The organism is Marinobacter panjinensis (genome assembly GCF_005298175.1).
Lineage (GTDB): Bacteria > Pseudomonadota > Gammaproteobacteria > Pseudomonadales > Oleiphilaceae > Marinobacter > Marinobacter panjinensis.
The window spans coordinates 3,048,548-3,065,396 of the sequence record NZ_SZYH01000001.1 but is presented as its reverse complement, the minus strand read 5'-3'; the positions used below and the strand labels follow the sequence as shown (position 1 = coordinate 3,065,396).

Genomic DNA, 16,849 nt, shown 5'->3' with positions numbered 1-16,849 from the left:
GTCAGTCCCGGAAGCGATAGCCCACCCCCCAGACGGTCTCGATAAACTCCGGGCGGGCCGGGTCCTTCTCGATTTTGCCCCGCAGGCGATTGATGTGGGTGTTGACGGTGTGCTCGTAGCCTTCGTGGTTGTAACCCCAGACTTTGTCTAATAGCTGGACACGGCTGAACACCCGGCCCGGATGGCTGGCAAAATGCCACAGCAGGTCGAACTCCCGGGCGGTCAGCTCCACTTCCTGCTCCCGCACGAACACCCGACGGCGATCCGGATCGATGCGTAATCCATCGGTGCGCAACTCTCCGCTCTTTTCGTGACCGGCGTTTGCGGCTGATGCGGATGCCATGGCATCCACGCGCCGGAACAGGGCCTTCACCCGTGCGGACAGTTCAGCCACGCTGAAGGGTTTGGTGAGGTAGTCGTCCGCCCCCATTTCCAGGCCCAGAACCCGGTCCAGCTCGGTGGTTTTTGCGGTCAGCATCAGCACCGGCACATAACCCGGTCCCGAGCGAATCTCGCGACACACCGAGAGGCCGTCCATCCCCGGCAACATCAGGTCGAGAACCACCAGGTCGATATCGCCCTCACGAAAGCGCTCAAGCCCGGCATCACCCCGGTCACACAGAATGGGGTTCATGTCCAGGTCAGCCACATGCATGCGCACCAGCTCGCCAATTCCCGGGTTGTCCTCAACAATCAGTACGTTTCGTGTCATAGGTCACTGGCTCCGGGCAACTCGCAAAATCACCGTCTGTCTGTTGGTGCCAGTGTATAGCGAAAAGTTCACAAATGTATCACGCCGACATCAGGCCTCCAGGCTGCCCAACAGGCGCTGACGGACAATAGTGTCGGCCTCATCCATGATACGCGCGATCAGTTCCTCACAACTGGGCACATCGTGGATCAGCCCCGCCACCATGCCACAACTCCAGGCCGCCTCATCCATCTTGCCTTCCTGCAGCACCAGCCGGCCCTTCACGCCGGTCACCAGGTGGCGGATATCATCGATGGTTTCGGCCTCGCCTTTCTCTTTCTCAATGCGGATGATTTCCTCCACGGCGGCGTTGTTCATCACCCGCTCGGTATTTCGCAGGTTGCGCATGATGAGCCGGGTCTGCCGCTCATCGGCCTCGACAATGGCCTGTTTGACGTTGTCATGAATGGGCGCATCGGTGGTGGCGAGAAAGCGGGTACCCATATTCATACCATCGGCACCCAGGGCCATGGCCGCCACCAGGCTGCGGCCATCGGCCATGCCGCCGGAGGCGACGAATGGAATGGTCAGTTCCTCCGCCGCACGGGGCAGCAGGATAAAATTGGGAATGTCATCCTCCCCCGGATGACCGCCACACTCAAAGCCGTCCACGCTGACCGCATCACAGCCGATTTTCTCGGCCTTCAGGGCATGGCGCACAGAGGTGCATTTGTGGATGACCTTGATACCGGCGGCCTTGAGCTGTGGCATGTATTGCTCGGGACTGCGCCCGGCGGTCTCCACCACTTTCACACCGCCGTCGATAATGGCCTGGATATAGTCCGGGTAGGGAGGCGCCTTGAAGGACGGCAGGAACGTCAGGTTCACGCCGAAGGGCTGGTCGGTCATCTCAGCACAACGTGCAATTTCCCGGGACAGGTCTTCCGGGGTAGGCTGGGTCAGTCCGGTGATAATACCGAGACCACCGGCATTGGAGACAGCCGCCGCCAGCTCCGCATAGCCGACATGATGCATGCCACCCTGGATAATCGGGTGACGGATACCAAACAGTTCGGTGATTCTGGTCTTCATAGCGGGTTTCCTGGTTTGTCGTTAGAATGAATTCGAATACCGATACGAGGTCGCAGTGACAGAAAAAACAACAAAGGCAACACCTGCCGATGCCTTCCGTCGAGCGCGCAGTATGTGGCTGAATGGCGAACGCATTCACCTGGCTTCGCTGTCGGCAGAACTGAATATCGGGCGGGCCACCCTGTTTCGCTGGGTCGGCAACAAAGATTTACTGCTGGGGGAAGTGCTCTGGTCATTCTACGAGCCCCTCAGGCTTGAAGCGCTCAGCACGACGCCAGGGCAAGGCGTGGATTTCGTGGTTGGCGTATACCGGCACATAAATTCCAATCTGTTGCACTCCGAACCCCTGCGACGCTTTATCCGCGAGGACCCGGAATACGCACTAAAGATACTGACCTCGTCCCAGTCCACGATTCACAGCCGCGCTGTAGAGGCCAACATCCGCACGCTTCAGGACCAGGTAGCGTCCGGGCATATCAGCCCGCCCCTAAATGTTAACAGCCTGTCCTATTTCATGGTGCGCCTCGCCGAATCCTGCCTGTACAGCGATATCATCAACGGCCGCGAACCCCGCGATGAGGAGCTGGAGGACGCCTGTATTGCTGTGCGGATTCTGCTTGGCGGGCAAGTCTGAGTCTGGCTGCTGGCTTGGAGTCTGGTACCGTGTATCTCTGTCGGATTACGCTTCGCTAATCCGACCTACATGATGCAGCCCTCATACACCCGTAGGTCGGATTAGGCGAAGCCGTAATCCGACACCCAGCTACCGATCCATCACAACTGCAACGACCGTACCTCCAGAAACTCCTCCAGTCCCCACTTACCAAACTCACGCCCGATGCCGGAATGTCCGAATCCGCCGAACGGCGCCAGCGGGTTGAAATCTCCACCATTGACAAACACCTGGCCGGTGCGCAGCTTTCCAGCCACTTTCCTGGCGTGGGCATCATCGCCTGACCAGACGGCGCCAGACAGACCATAAGCGGTGCCGTTGGCAATTTCGATGGCCTCGGCTTCGTCCTCGTAAGGAATCACACACAGCACGGGGCCGAAGATTTCCTCCTGGGCGATGCGGCTGTCCGGTTTGACGTTGCCAAATACCGTGGCTTTGACGAAGTAGCCCTGGTCACAACCTTCCGGGGCTTCCGGGCCACCGGCTACCAGGGCTGCGCCTTCCTGGATGCCGAGCTTGATGTAATCAATCACCTTGTCACGTTGCTGTGCCGAGGCCAGCGGGCCCAGGCGGGTGGTTTCTTCCAGCGGGTTGCCCGGGGTCATTTTCGCCACTGCCGCGGAAGCCAGCTCGCAGGCCTCATCGTGCTTGTCTGCGGGCACCAGCATGCGGGTAAGCGCGGTACAGGTCTGGCCCGAGTTGAGCAGGCAGTTGTTGACCGTTCCCTTGACCGCTTTGGCCAGGTCGGCGTCCGGCAGAATCACCGAGGCGGATTTGCCGCCCATCTCCAGGGCAAAGCGTTTGAAGTCATCCGCCGCGGCGTGGGCGATCAGGCTGCCCGTGCGGGTGGAACCGGTGAAGGAGACCATGCGCACATCCGGATGTTTGATCAGGGTATCGCCAACAGTCTGGCCTTCGCCGCATACCAGGTTAAAGACGCCTTCTGGCAGGTCGGTTCCATCGAGAATCTCCGCCAGGATGTAAGCGCTCTGAGGAGCGATTTCCGACGGTTTCAGCACCACGGTACAGCCGGCGGCAATGGCCGGGACGACCTTGAGGATCACCTGATGCAGGGGGTAGTTCCAGGGGGTGATACAGCCGACCACACCGACCGGAGTGTATTGCACTTCCGAATTGCCGATCTGTTCGCTGAACGGAAAATCCGGCAGCATCTTCAGGTAGCTTTTGGTGATGGTGGCGGGCAGTCCGGCCTGAATGCCGGTCGCCAGCTTGATCGGCATACCCACTTCCCGGGCCACGGTTTCGGCGATATCCGGTGCCCGTTCTTTCAGGCCGGCGTGGAGCTGTTCAAGCACGTGGAGACGTTTCTCCAGGGTGCTTTCGGACCAGCTTTCAAAGGCGCCACTTGCGGCGGCGATGGCCTGCTCCATTTCCTCACGTCCGGAAGCGGGGACCCTGGCTATGACGTCGCCAGTGGCGGCCTCATGGACGTCGATGGTCTCGCCTTGCCAGTGCTGCCACTGGCCGTTGATGTAGTTCTTGCTGAGATCGTTCATGGTTCTGCTCCTGAATCAGTCGAACACAATCACGCCACGGGCGTTCTTGCCGGCCAACATATCATCGAAGGCCTGGGGTGCGTCATCAATGTGGTAGGTGCGGGTGACAAGTTCGTCGAGCTTGAGTTTGCCAGTCTTGTACAGCCCCAGGATACGGGGGAAGTCATACTGGGGCCGGGCAGAGCCCAGCCAGCTGCCCTTGAGGGTTTTCTCGTCAGCTGGCAACGTCAGGGTGGTGATCGAGGTTTTGTCTTTCGGGTCGGACACGCCCACCACCACAGCGGTACCGCCACGGCCCAGGCTCTTGTAGGCCTGCTCCACCACCGCTCCAGCACCGACACACTCGAACGCGTAGTCCACGCCGCCGGTAAGTTTCTTCACGGCCTTGGCGCCGTCTTCCACCTCGCTGATATTGACGGTGTGGGTGGCACCGAACTCACGGGCCATTTCCAGCTTCTTCTCGTTGTTGTCCACCGCGACGATCATTTCAGCACCAGCAGTGACACAGCCCTGAATGGCGTTCAGGCCCACGCCGCCAATGCCGAACACAGCCGTGCGGGAACCCGGCTCGACTTTCGCCGTATTGAACACAGCACCAACCCCGGTCATCACCGCGCAGCCCACCAGGGCGGCGTTCTGCATGGGTATGGTGTCGTCCACCTTGATGCAGTTGTCCACGTGCATGGTGGCGTATTCCGCCATCACGCCACAGGCACCGAAAACATTGAGATCCTCGCCATCCGCGCCCTTGGTGCGAACAGTACCATCCGGCAAGGTAAACATCGCCTTGCGTGCGTTTTCACAGAGCACCGGGCGGCCACGGACGCACTGGCGGCATTTGCCGCACATGGAAATAAAGGAGCTGACGACATGGTCGCCTTCCTTGAAGGCAGTGACGCCCTCGCCCACTTCTATGACCACACCGGCGGCTTCGTGGCCGAGAACCAGTGGAGCAGGGTATTGGATTTTTCCGGTGGTGGCTGAATGGTCGCTGTGGCAAACGCCGCAGGCACCGATTTTAAGGGTGATTTCGTCCCGTTTCGGGCCTTCCACGGTGATGGTTTCTACCTGTACGGGTTGGCCCCATTCGCGACAGATGACTGCCTTTGCCTGTCTGTCCATTCTGTTTAGCTCCTCAGTTTACTCAGCCTGCTTGTTTTGGGGGCTGCCCGCGAGGTGAGGTACCCCACCCCACGGCCGATCTGACAATGTTGGCTTTGTCGGATTACGCCTTTGGCTAATCCGACAACCAAAACCTCCACTAAAACTCCGAATCCTGCATACCCAGCGCTGTGGTATCCACAGCACCCAACAACCCGGCCAGGCTGACAACCTTCGGTAATTCGTACCGGGAAAAATACTCACAACATTTCACCTTACCCTCGTAGAATTCTGCTATCTGCGCACCCTTGCCTTCCAATCCGGCGATGGCCTTGATGGCCTGACGCAGCCAGAGCCAGCCAACCGCGGTGTGACCGAATGCTTCGAGATAGAGCGAGGCGTTGGCCAGGGCTTTTTCCACGTTGCCGTTGGCTTTTTCCGCGTTGATGGTGTCCGTCGCCACGGCCATGGCTTTCACGGCGCGATCCAGATGGTCGGCGCAGGGTACCAGACGCTCAATACCAAGGGCCTCGCCGATGGTGGCTTCGATGCGGCCCATCAGTTCCTGATAGAACTTGCCGCCAGCCATGGAAACCTTGCGGCCCAGCAGGTCGATGCCCTGGATGCCATGGGTGCCTTCATGAATGGGATTGAGGCGGTTGTCGCGGTAAAACTGCTCGACCGGATACTCGCGGGTATAGCCGTAGCCGCCATGCACCTGGATCGCCAGGCTGTTGGCTTCCAGGCAGAACTGGGACGGCCAGGATTTGATGACCGGCGTCAGCAGATCCAGCAGGCCAGCGGCCAGTTTGCGTTGCTCGTCGGTAGCCCCGTGTTTTTTCTCGTCCACCAGCATCGCACCCTGCAGACACAGCGCCAGGCCACCTTCCACGCAGGCTTTCTGGGTCAGCAGCATGCGGCGGATGTCGGCGTGGCGGATCAGCGGAACTTGCGGTGTGTCGGGGTCTTTCTCGCCAACGGGACGCCCCTGTTTGCGATCACGGGCGTAGTCCAGCGCATGCAGATAGCCGGTGTAACCGAGCATGACAGAACCCAGACCGACGCCAATGCGGGCTTCGTTCATCATATGGAACATCGCCGCCAGACCGTTGTTGGGCTCGCCTACCAGATAGCCCACGGCGCCGTCTTTCTCGCCGAAGTTAAGCATGGTGGAGGTCGTGCCGCGGTAGCCCATCTTGTGAATCAGTCCTGCCAGCGCCACATCGTTACGCTCACCCAGGCTGCCATCTTCATTGACCAGGATCTTGGGCACGATAAACAGGGAAATGCCTTTCACCCCGGCGGGGGCTCCTGGCAAGCGGGCAAGCACCATGTGGATGATGTTGTCGCTCAGCTCATGATCACCTGCGGAGATATAGATCTTGTTACCGAACAGGCGATAACTGCCATCGTCCTGAGGCTCCGCGCGAGTGCGCAAATCGCCCAGGGACGATCCGGCCTGGGGCTCCGTCAGGCACATGGTGCCGAAGAACCGGCCGGCCATCATCGGCTCCGCGTATTTCTGCTGCTGATACTCACTGCCCTGGGCCATGATCAGATTCGCCGCCGCGATCGTCAGCCCCGCGTAACCCTGGGTGCCCACGTTCGCGCCCTTGAGCATGCCCACACACATCTGTGCCACCGCTGCCGGAAGCTGCATGCCGCCGCGCTCAAAGTCCTGACCGGCCGCCATCAGGCCGGTATCCCGCAGAACATCCAGAGCCTTTTTGACTTCCGGGCGCATTTCCACCCGGCCGTTTTCGAACCGGGGTTCTTCTTCGTCGACCAGGCGGGCGTGGGGAGCGAATTCCTCTGCCGCTACTTTCAGCGACAGGTCCAGCGCTGCCTGAAGGGTTTCTCGGTTATGCTCGGCGTAGCGTTCGTAGCCCAGAACCTTTTCAACTTCGTGGAGTTCGAAGAGCTGGAATGCCAGGTCCTGGGTGTTGATGATTTTTTGTTGCATGGCCTCGCACTCTTGGTATCTGTCAGCAGTGTTGTCGGATTACGCTTCGCCTTTTATGCCCTTCACGGGTAAATCCGACCTACGTAGTGCATTGGCGATAGCTACGATGGCCGGATTAACCATGTAGGTCGGATTAGCGAAGCGTAATCCGACAAAGCCAAAGTTGTCAGGTCACCCCACCCCGGACCCAGCCACCAAACCATCAGGCCAATGAAGTTAAACCACCTCAAAGAGCCCAGCAGCCCCCTGGCCACCACCGATGCACATGGTCACGACAACGTATTTTGCACCTCGACGCTTGCCTTCAATCAGGGCATGGCCAGTCAAACGTGAGCCAGTGACGCCGTAAGGGTGGCCAACAGAGATGGAGCCGCCGTTCACGTTCAGCTTTTCCATGGGAATGCCCAGACGATCGCGGCAGTAGACCACCTGTGACGCGAAGGCTTCGTTCAGCTCCCACAGATCAATGTCGTCCATCTTCAGACCGGTACGCTCCAACAGGCGCGGAATGGCGAAGACCGGGCCAATACCCATCTCATCAGGCTCACAGCCAGCAACCGCAAAGCCACGGAAGATGCCCATGGGCTCGATGTTGTGCTTCTCTGCGTAAGTGCTGTTCATCACCGTGCACACAGACGCACCGTCCGAGAGCTGCGACGCATTGCCGGCGGTGACAAAGTGATTGTCCCCACGCACCGGATTCAGGCCTTGCAGGCCTTCCAGTGTGGTGTTCGGGCGGTTGCACTCGTCACGGGTCAGGGTGACATCCTTATAACTGATGTCCCCGGTTTCCTTGTCCTTCAGCATCATGGTGGCGTCGAAGGGCACAATCTCGTCGTCGAACTTGCCAGCTTCCTGAGCGGCAGCGGTGCGCTGCTGGGAAATCAACGCGTACTCGTCCTGGGACTCACGGCTGACACCATAGCGCTGGGCCACAATATCAGCGGTTTCAATCATCGCCAGGTACAACTCAGGCTTGTTCTTCATTAGCCAGTCATTGGTGGCGTGGAAGCTGTTGAGCTTGTCGTTCTGCACCATGGAAATGGATTCGACACCACCAGCCACCATGGCCGGCACTTTCTCGGAGACCACCCGCTGAGCGGCAATGGCAATGGACTGAAGGCCGGAGCTGCAGAACCGGTTGATGGACAGCCCAGCAGTCGTCACCGGCAGACCGGCACGAATCGCCGCCAGGCGAGCGATGTTCTTGCCCTGGGCACCTTCGTGGAAGGTGGCGCCAAGGATCACGTCTTCAACAATGCTCGGGTCGATGCCCGCACGCTCGACGGCGTGCCGGATCACATGACCCGCCAGATCCACAGAATGGGTGTTGTTGAGGGCACCACGGTAGGATTTACCAAGCCCCGTGCGTGCGGTGGAGACAATAACGGCATCAGACATAACAGTGTCCTTCATAATCGGTGTACACGTAGGTCGGATTAGGCGCAGCCGTAATCCGACACCAGGTTGAGCGTTTCGACAGCGTTGTCGGATTACGGCTGCGCCTAATCCGACCTACAGGATCGACGGGACCGGGGATCAAAGGTCGCTAAACTTCCGACCTTCACTAACCAGCTTCTCCAGCAACCCAGCCGGCTTCCACTGCTCGCCTCCCAGGGCTTCATGGAAGTGCTTCACCGTCGCCAGAATGGTATCCAGGCCAATCTGATCGGCCCAGAACATCGGACCACCCCGGTAAGCCGGAAAGCCATAGCCGTAGATCCAGGTAATGTCGATATCCAGCGACCGGTCGGCGATGCCCTCTTCCAGGATCTTCGCGCCCTCATTGATCATCACATACATGCACCGCTCCAGGATCTCCTGGTCAGTGATCTCACGGGGCGTAATACCCTGCTCCTGGCGGAACTCGGCAATGATCTGATCCACCTGCGGATCGGGAATCGGCTTGCGGTTACCTTCCTCGTACTTGTACACGCCCGCCTGGGTCTTCTGCCCGAGACGGCCCTGCTCCGCCAGCTTGTCCATCCAGCTCGCCGGCACATCCTCACCGGCTTTGCGGCGCTCCTTTCGGATACTGTAACCAATATCGATACCGGCCAGATCCGACATGGCAAACTGCCCCATGGGGAAACCCAGATCCGTCAGCACCTTGTCCACCTGCTGCGGGCTCGCACCTTCATTGACCAGCGCCATGGCCTCGGCGCCACGCTTGTGCAACATGCGGTTGCCAACGAAACCGTAGCAGTTGCCCACCATGACACCCACCTTGCCGATCTTCTTCGCCAGCGCCATGGCAGTGGCTTTAACTTCGTCGGAGGTTTTTTCGCCACGCACAATTTCCAGCAGCTTCATCACGTTGGCGGGGCTGAAGAAATGCAGCCCGATGACGTCCTGAGGGCGCTTGGTGGCCGCCGCAATGTCGTCGATGCTCAGCGTGGAAGTGTTGGACGCCAGGATCGCACCCGGTTTGCAGGCCTCGTCCAGCTGACCGAAGATCTTCTTCTTCAGGTCCATGCTCTCGAAAACCGCTTCGATCACCAGGTCCGCATCGCCGAAATCATCATAGGTCAGGGTGCCGCTGATCAGGCTCATACGCTCCTCAACCTGGGCCTGGGTGATGCGACCTTTCTTCGCAGTGTTCTCGTAGTTCTTGCGGATAACTGCCAGACCCTTGTCCAGCGCTTCCTGTTTCACTTCGGCGATGGTCACCGGAATACCGGCGTTGGCAAAGTTCATGGCGATGCCGCCGCCCATGGTGCCGGCGCCGATCACACCCACTTTGCGGATGTCACGAACCGGCGTGTCCTTGGGCAGGCCTTTGACCTTGGAGACCTCACGCTCGGCGAAGAAGGCGTGAACCAGTCCGGCCCGCTGCGGTGATTCCATGCATTCCATGAACAGCTCGCGCTCACGCTTCATGCCTTCATCAAATGGCAGGTTGAAGGCCGCTTCCACAGCGTCCACGCACTTGAACGGCGAGAACAGGCCACGGGCTTTCTTCTGCAGCCCGGCGCGAAACTGCTCGAACACATCGCTGCCCTTGTCGGCCTCGATCTTGTCGTTCAGATCACGAACCCGGCGAGCCGGCTTGCCTTCATCGGCAATTTTCTGCGCGTAGGTCAAACCAACAGCCCTGATATCGCTGCCTTCTTCTACTGAGTCCACAATGCCCAACGCGAGAGCGTCTTTAGCAGCCACGAAGTCGCCGGTGGTGATCATTTCCAGAGCCTTCTGCGCACCGGTCAGCCGCGGTAAACGCTGGGTGCCACCGGCACCCGGCAAGAGCCCGAGCTTCACTTCCGGCAGGCCAACCCTGGCACTGCTCAGGGCCACCCGGTAATGGCAACCCAGTGCGGTCTCCAGTCCACCACCCAGCGCGGTGCCGTGAATGGCGGCGACAATCGGCTTGTCACTGTTTTCGTAAAGTTCAATCATCGCGGCCAGCCCCGGCTCCTGCATGGGCTTGCCGAATTCGCGGATGTCGGCGCCGGCAATAAAGGTGCGGCCTTCGCACACCAGCAACAGCACCTTGGCGTCGGTGTCTTTCTGGCCCTGCTCCAGCGCAGCCACCAGGCCGGAACGAACCGCGTGGCTGAGGGCGTTCACCGGCGGATAGTTCACGGTGATCACGCCAATGGTGCCTTCCCGGCTGTAGGTTACGACCTCAGACATAATTTCTCCTCGCTTTATATGGAATGTAGTTTTAACAAGCGAAACATAAGTACGATTTAATACAAGTTTACCACTGGTTTCAACCTCCATTTAAATCGCGGATACAAAAAAAGCCCTGAGACAAATCCCAGGGCTTTAGACAGAAGTTCGGGTAGCTGGCGGGCAGCTCCTTGCTCCGGTGTCGAATCAGACGCCGAGCGATTCGATATCGCTGGCCAGCATCGCCAGCTGGTGGGCGATGGACTGACGCAGCTTTTCACCGGGCACCAGGTAGGAAGGTGCCGCACAGGTCAGCGCCATGATGGTGCCGTCCTGCAGGTGAATGGGCACGCCGGCGGAGTTGATGTTGCGGTCCCACTCGCCGAGGGAGAGACAGAAACCGTGCTTCTCGAAATCTTCCATCGAGCGCTCCAGACCCTCCTTCTTCTCCGGCCAGGCGTCGCCATACTTGGCTTCCATGGCGTCATCGATCACCTTGCGGCCTTTCTCGGAGATGGCACAGTAATAGGCGCGCCCGGCCGAGGTGGTCGCCATGGGCAGTTTCAGGCCGATGTCCATGCGCAGCAGGGAGGCTTCCGGTGGTAGCCGGTTCTCAACATAGATCATGTGCAGGCGATCGCGGCAGGTAAGGCCGACAGACATGTTGGTCTGGCGGGCAAACTCGTCCATGTACGGCTTGGCCAGTTGGCGTACCTTGAGGTTGGACACGTACGCGTAACCCAGGGCCAGAACGCCAGAGCTGAGCTGGTACTTCTCCAGCTGAGGGTTGTAGCTGAGGTAACCAAGCTTGGTCAGGGTGTATGTCATGCGCGAAACCGTAGGTTTCGGCAAACCGGTCAGGCGCGAGATGTCCTGGTTCCCCAAAATGACCGAGCCCTGGCTGAAGGCACGAAGCACGTCGAGACCGCGGGAAAGCGCCTCTACAAACTTGCGGTCTTTTTCCGGCTTGACCGGCTCACCGTCGCCGGACGCCGCCAACAGATCCGGTGGGGTGACTTCTGCATTGTTCATAATCGGGCATCCTCCAACAGCATTGCCTGATCCGGTAAGCCCACAGTGCTGGGAACTTGGTCAGATAGAAGAAAAGTTGCGCTATTTTAATGGCTGCAAGTGTCAAGTACCACAAGGTGTACTGAAAAGAGTCAAAAGTCATGCCAAACATGGAACACTGTTACTCAATGTTTCACTCTCGGCCAATTTTTGCGACACTCCAACCCGGGTTTACGAACCTATTTCGGTATATTATTCTGCAAAGCGAAACATTATAAAGAATTTTTTTCCACCTGACGATCCCGGGAGAGCACATGAAGGTTCTGTTTGTTGCCGGAGACCCCAAGCCAGAGCGCTGGACAGTGCCCATCAAGGAACTGCTTCCGGAGGCCGAGGTGCATGTGTGGGACGCTAACGGCCCCGCCGTGGATGCCGATTACGCCATTGTCTGGCAGCCGCCGGCGGAACTGTTCGAGCGGGAGACAAGGCTGAAGGCGGTGTTCAACCTTGGTGCCGGGATCGACGGCCTGCTGGCAGTGCCCAACCTGCCACCTCACCTGCCCATGGTACGCCTGGAAGACGCCGGAATGTCGGTACAGATGGCGGAATACGTACTGCACCAATTGGTAGAAGCCAGCCGCGGCATGGAAACCTACCGCGAGCAACAACAGCAAGGCGTCTGGAAAATTCACCGGCCGATCAAACGCAGTGAATGGCCAGTGGGAGTCATGGGGCTGGGCCATATTGGAAAGCGGGTGGCGCGCACGCTCGCCGACCTGGATTACCGGGTCCACGGCTGGGCACGCAGTGAACACACATTGGACAAGGTGACGACCTATGCCGGCGCGGACAAGCTGCCCGACTTCCTGGGCTCAACCCGCGTACTGGTAAACACACTGCCGCTGACCGAGGAAACCCGCGACATTCTCAATCACCAGCTCTTCAGCCAGCTGATGCCAGGCGCCGTGGTGATCAACGTCGGCCGTGGCGAGCATCTGGTGGAAGACGACCTGCTCAAGGCGATAGACGACGGCCATGTGGCACGGGCCTCGCTGGATGTGTTCCGCCAGGAACCGCTACCCGCCGAGCACCCGTTCTGGCAGCGGCCGGAGATCACCATCACGCCGCACATTTCCGCCCGCACCCTGCGGGATGCCACGCTGGAGCAGATCACCGGGAAGATCCGTGCCCACCACAATGGCCAGCCCATCACCGGCATCGTAGACACCAGCCGCGGCTACTGACCGCGGCGCAACCACGAACAGGCCCCAAAGCATTATCAGCAACAATGGAATGGACAGCAGCACGAACAGGCCGTTCCAGGCAAATGCCACCACCCAGCGCGACACCTGCCCGAATCGCGAAAGCAACATCACGGCCGGGCCGAACGGCGACAGCATCATCGCCAGGGAAAACCCGATCACCAGAGCAGCGGCAATGGGCAGCGGATCTACCCCTTCCGCCACCAGTTGTGGCATCAGCCCCGCCTGCACACTCAACACGGTAATCGGAATGATGCCGATGGCCGAAAGCATGGGCATCATCAACATACCGCCCGCGGCCAACAGGAACACACCCAGCTCTCCGGACGCCAGGCCCGCCAGGGCGTCCGCCGGAATCACCGACACCAGGGCAACACCCAGGCCGGCGGACCCGGCGAAGATGGACATCTCGTTGCTCATGCCCAGCATGTTGTCCACCGACTCCCGGGCCACGCCCGGCAGCGAGCGGTCGTGCCACCACATATAAAGGAAGGTCACCACCGGCACCGTGAGCATTGCCGCCACCGACACTTTCAGGCCGGAAAACTGCACCAGCAGCGCCATAGCCACGAAAATAATTGTGACCAGCAGGGCCAGTTGGCCACTGCCGTCAGGCCAGTGTTCCAGTGCCTCACGCTCGCTGCTGACCAGGCGAAAGCGTTTGTGCTCAAGAAACCAGCCAACGAGTATCAGCAGCACGGCACTGCCAATACCGTAAGGCAACAGCCCTGACCAGCTCAGGGTCGGCACTTCCCGGGTGATAATGGCCACCGCCACACTGGTCGGCGCAACCAGCGGCACCAGTGCAAAACCCCGCAGGGTACTGATCAATACACTGCGCAACCAGAGCAGACGTGAGGCGCCGGTGATACCCCGCTCCCGCAGGGTATCTGCCAGGGTGCCGCAGAGCAGGTTCATCACTCCGAAGCTCAGCACCGAGGCGATGCCGCAGCTGACCACCGCGTATTTCGGGTACAGCAATCCCGGGCGGCCCCCCAACAGCACATCGTGGATGCGCCGCAGCACCTCCAGCCGGCGCACCAGGCACTGCATCATCCCCAGGCTACCCAGAAAGGCGGCGTAGAAAGCCGCGTTGGATGCCGCCCTCATGAGTTCGTCGGCCCCCAGCTTACCCGCTAACCCCAGACCACCAACCATAACCACGGACAACACGAACAGGGCCCGAGAGTACGCCTGCAGGCTGCCAAGCACCGAAAGGAAGTAAAGCAGGAACAACACGCCGGACAACGCGCTGAGCCATGGGTTGGCCAAACACAGCGCCACAAGCTCCAGCAATACGGCAACAGGAACCAGAAAACGGCTCATATAAGATTCACGACCCTCAATGATGGTATCGGTTGCATTTCACACAGACCCGGATTAGTCTTTAGCTGTCGATATACAAAACTTAATTCCGCTATACGAAACTATATCAACATTAATGACAAGACAAGTCCGAAACCTTTCTTACTTTTGAAGAGAGGACCACAATAGGAACTTGTCTGCTGATGAAACGGGAGATGCCATGAGCGCATTTATCTACGATGGGTTGAGAACCCCCTTCGGTCGACACGCCGGGGCACTGGCGAAAGTACGTCCGGATGACCTGTTGGCCAGTGTCATCCAGGCTCTGGTCGAGCGCAACGCATTCCCCCCTGAGCTCTACGAAGACGTAATTGCCGGCTGTACCAACCAGGCCGGCGAAGACGCCCGCAACCTGGCCCGCCACGCCGGTTTGATGGCCGGCCTGCCGGTTGAGGCCGGTGGCCTGACCGTCAACCGCCTCTGCGGCTCCGGCCTGGCTGCCATCATCGACGCCGCACGGGCAGTGCGCTGTGGCGAAGGCGAGCTGTTTGTGGCCGGCGGTGCCGAGAGCATGAGCCGGGCACCGTTCGTAATGGCCAAGAGCGAAAGTCCATTCAGTCGCGACTTCCGCGCCTTCGACAGCACCATCGGCGCGCGTTTCCCCAACCCCCGCGTTGAAGCGGCATTCGGCACTGACACCATGCCCGAAACCGCCGACAACATCGCCCGGGAACTGAACCTGAACCGCGACGCGGTGGACGCCTTCGCCGCCCAGAGTCAGGCCCGTTACGATGCCGCCCTGAACAACGGCTTCTATAATGAAGAGATACTGGCCATTGATGTGCCCCAGGGCCGCAAGAAACCGCCGGTCAGCGTGAGCCGCGATGAGCATCCGCGTCCGCAGTCCACTGTCGAAGCGCTGGCTGGCCTGCGACCACTGTTCGAAGGTGGTGTGGTTACCGCCGGCAATGCCTCCGGCATCAATGACGGCGCCGCAGCGTTGATCGTGGGTTCCCGCGAAGCAGGCGAGCGCGCTGGCATCCGCCCCCGCGCCCGCATCGTATCCGCTGCCATTGCCGGGGTGCCGCCCCGCGTGATGGGTTATGGCCCCGTGCCTGCGAGCGAAAAAGCACTCGCTCGCGCCGGGCTGGAGATCCACGATATGGACGTGATCGAGATTAACGAGGCGTTCGCCGCCCAGGTTCTCGGCTGCACCACCAGACTGGGCATAGACCCGACCGATTCCCGGCTGAACCCCAACGGCGGCGCCATTGCTGTCGGCCACCCATTGGGGGCGTCCGGCGCACGGATCGCATTGACTGCCACGCGCCAGCTTGAGCGCAGCGGCGGTCGTTACGCATTGATCAGCATGTGCATTGGCGTCGGCCAGGGCATTGCTGCTGTGATTGAACGAGCAACCGACTAATTTTCTGAGGAGAGACACCATGGCTTCCGGACCCTGGAATGACCTGCTGCAATTTGACAAGCAACTGGATGAAACCGAGCGTCAGGTTCGGGACAGTATCCGTTCCTTCTGCGACCAGCGCCTGATGCCCGGCATCACCGAAGCGAACCGGCACGAGAAGTTCGACCGTTCCATCTTTACCGACATGGGCGATCTGGGCATGCTCGGCGCCACCCTGCCGGAAGAGTACGGCGGCCCGGGCCTCAACCACGTGTGCTACGGCCTGATCGCCCGCGAAGTAGAGCGGGTGGATTCCGCCTACCGCTCGGCCCTGAGCGTGCAGTCGTCACTGGTGATGTACCCCATCTTCAGCTACGGCCAGGAAGCACTGAAGAAACGCATCCTGCCCAAACTGGCTTCCGGCGAATACGTTGGCTGCTTTGGCTTGACTGAACCCAACCACGGCTCTGATCCCGGCGGCATGGAAACCCGCGCAAAGAAGGTGGACGGTGGCTATCTGGTGAGTGGCTCCAAAACCTGGATTACCAACTCCCCGATCGCCGATATCTGTGTGGTATGGGGCAAGCTTGATGGCGTGGTGACCGGCTTCGTGATCGAGCGCGAAAACGGCAAGGGCCTGGACACGCCGAAGATCGAAGGCAAGTTCTCTCTGCGCGCCTCCGAAACCGGTTCCATCTTTATGGACGAGGTGTTTGTACCAGACGAGAACAAGCTCGACGTGGAAGGCCTGAAAGGTCCGCTCAGTTGTCTGACCAAGGCCCGCTACGGCATCAGCTGGGGCTCTCTGGGCGCCGCCGAGTTCTGCTGGCACGCTGCCCGTAACTACACCCTCGAACGCAAACAGTTCGGCAGGCCTCTGGCCGCCACCCAGCTGATTCAGAAAAAGCTGGTGGACATGCAGACCGAAATTACCATCGGCCTGCAAGCCGTGTTGCAACTGGGCCGCATGATGGATTCCGGCGATGCGACACCGGATGCTGTATCCCTGCTCAAGCGCAACAACTGCGGCAAGTCCCTGGACATCGCCCGGGTTGCCCGCGACATGCACGGCGGCAATGGCATCTCCGACGAATACCACGTGATTCGCCATGTGATGAATCTGGAAGCGGTCAATACCTATGAAGGTACCCACGATGTCCACGCTCTGATCCTGGGCCGTGGCCAGACCGGAATTCAGGCATTCGGCTGATTTTTGC

At 59.7% G+C, this 16,849-nt stretch carries 12 protein-coding genes and 1 pseudogene; 4 read left to right on the top strand and 9 right to left on the bottom strand.

Going from position 1 to position 16,849, the window contains the following annotated elements:
* Position 1 precedes the first annotated feature (1 nt).
* Positions 2-712 carry a response regulator transcription factor gene (locus FDP08_RS14015; RefSeq protein ID WP_137436747.1) on the bottom strand — a complete coding sequence of 237 codons (711 nt, stop codon included), beginning with the start codon at positions 710-712 and terminating at the stop codon, positions 2-4.
* A 90-nt stretch (positions 713-802) separates the two neighbouring features.
* Positions 803-1,783, bottom strand: coding sequence for an NAD(P)H-dependent flavin oxidoreductase (locus FDP08_RS14010; protein WP_137436746.1), 981 nt, complete (start codon positions 1,781-1,783; stop codon positions 803-805).
* A 55-nt stretch (positions 1,784-1,838) separates the two neighbouring features.
* On the opposite strand from FDP08_RS14010, the gene FDP08_RS14005 reads away from it, so the two are divergent.
* Positions 1,839-2,417 (top strand): QsdR family transcriptional regulator, encoded by a 579-nt coding sequence (locus FDP08_RS14005; protein WP_137436745.1) that lies wholly within the window; start codon positions 1,839-1,841, stop codon positions 2,415-2,417.
* 140 nt (positions 2,418-2,557) lie between these two features.
* On the opposite strand, the gene FDP08_RS14000 is transcribed toward FDP08_RS14005, so the two are convergent.
* The 6 genes from FDP08_RS14000 to FDP08_RS13975 all read right to left on the bottom strand — a co-directional run bounded on the left by FDP08_RS14000 (position 2,558) and on the right by FDP08_RS13975 (position 11,681).
* Positions 2,558-3,973, bottom strand: a complete 1,416-nt coding sequence (locus tag FDP08_RS14000) for an aldehyde dehydrogenase family protein (RefSeq protein ID WP_137436744.1) — start codon at positions 3,971-3,973, stop codon at positions 2,558-2,560.
* Between the two features lie 15 nt (positions 3,974-3,988).
* Positions 3,989-5,095, bottom strand: coding sequence for a zinc-binding dehydrogenase (locus tag FDP08_RS13995; RefSeq protein WP_137436743.1), 1,107 nt, complete (start codon positions 5,093-5,095; stop codon positions 3,989-3,991).
* 139 nt (positions 5,096-5,234) lie between these two features.
* Positions 5,235-7,037, bottom strand: coding sequence for an acyl-CoA dehydrogenase (locus FDP08_RS13990; RefSeq protein WP_137436742.1), 1,803 nt, complete (start codon positions 7,035-7,037; stop codon positions 5,235-5,237).
* Positions 7,038-7,253: 216 nt separating this feature from the next.
* Positions 7,254-8,438 carry an acetyl-CoA C-acyltransferase gene (locus FDP08_RS13985; RefSeq protein ID WP_137436741.1) on the bottom strand — a complete coding sequence of 395 codons (1,185 nt, stop codon included), beginning with the start codon at positions 8,436-8,438 and terminating at the stop codon, positions 7,254-7,256.
* Positions 8,439-8,576: 138 nt separating this feature from the next.
* Positions 8,577-10,670 (bottom strand): 3-hydroxyacyl-CoA dehydrogenase NAD-binding domain-containing protein, encoded by a 2,094-nt coding sequence (locus FDP08_RS13980; protein ID WP_137436740.1) that lies wholly within the window; start codon positions 10,668-10,670, stop codon positions 8,577-8,579.
* A gap of 186 nt (positions 10,671-10,856) precedes the next feature.
* Positions 10,857-11,681 carry an IclR family transcriptional regulator gene (locus FDP08_RS13975; protein ID WP_137436739.1) on the bottom strand — a complete coding sequence of 275 codons (825 nt, stop codon included), beginning with the start codon at positions 11,679-11,681 and terminating at the stop codon, positions 10,857-10,859.
* A gap of 293 nt (positions 11,682-11,974) precedes the next feature.
* Here FDP08_RS13975 and FDP08_RS20635 point away from each other — a divergent pair.
* Positions 11,975-12,736 (top strand): annotated as a pseudogene (locus tag FDP08_RS20635) (2-hydroxyacid dehydrogenase); the annotation flags it as partial.
* Here FDP08_RS20635 and FDP08_RS13965 read toward each other — a convergent pair.
* Positions 12,737-14,248 carry a hypothetical protein gene (locus FDP08_RS13965; RefSeq protein ID WP_228263313.1) on the bottom strand — a complete coding sequence of 504 codons (1,512 nt, stop codon included), beginning with the start codon at positions 14,246-14,248 and terminating at the stop codon, positions 12,737-12,739. It lies immediately after the preceding pseudogene.
* 199 nt (positions 14,249-14,447) lie between these two features.
* On the opposite strand from FDP08_RS13965, the gene FDP08_RS13960 reads away from it, so the two are divergent.
* A complete protein-coding gene (locus FDP08_RS13960) occupies positions 14,448-15,653 on the top strand; it encodes a 3-oxoadipyl-CoA thiolase (RefSeq protein ID WP_137436737.1) in 1,206 nt (401 codons plus the stop codon).
* 19 nt (positions 15,654-15,672) lie between these two features.
* Positions 15,673-16,842, top strand: coding sequence for an acyl-CoA dehydrogenase (locus FDP08_RS13955; RefSeq protein ID WP_137436736.1), 1,170 nt, complete (start codon positions 15,673-15,675; stop codon positions 16,840-16,842).
* The last annotated feature ends 7 nt before the right edge of the window (positions 16,843-16,849 follow it).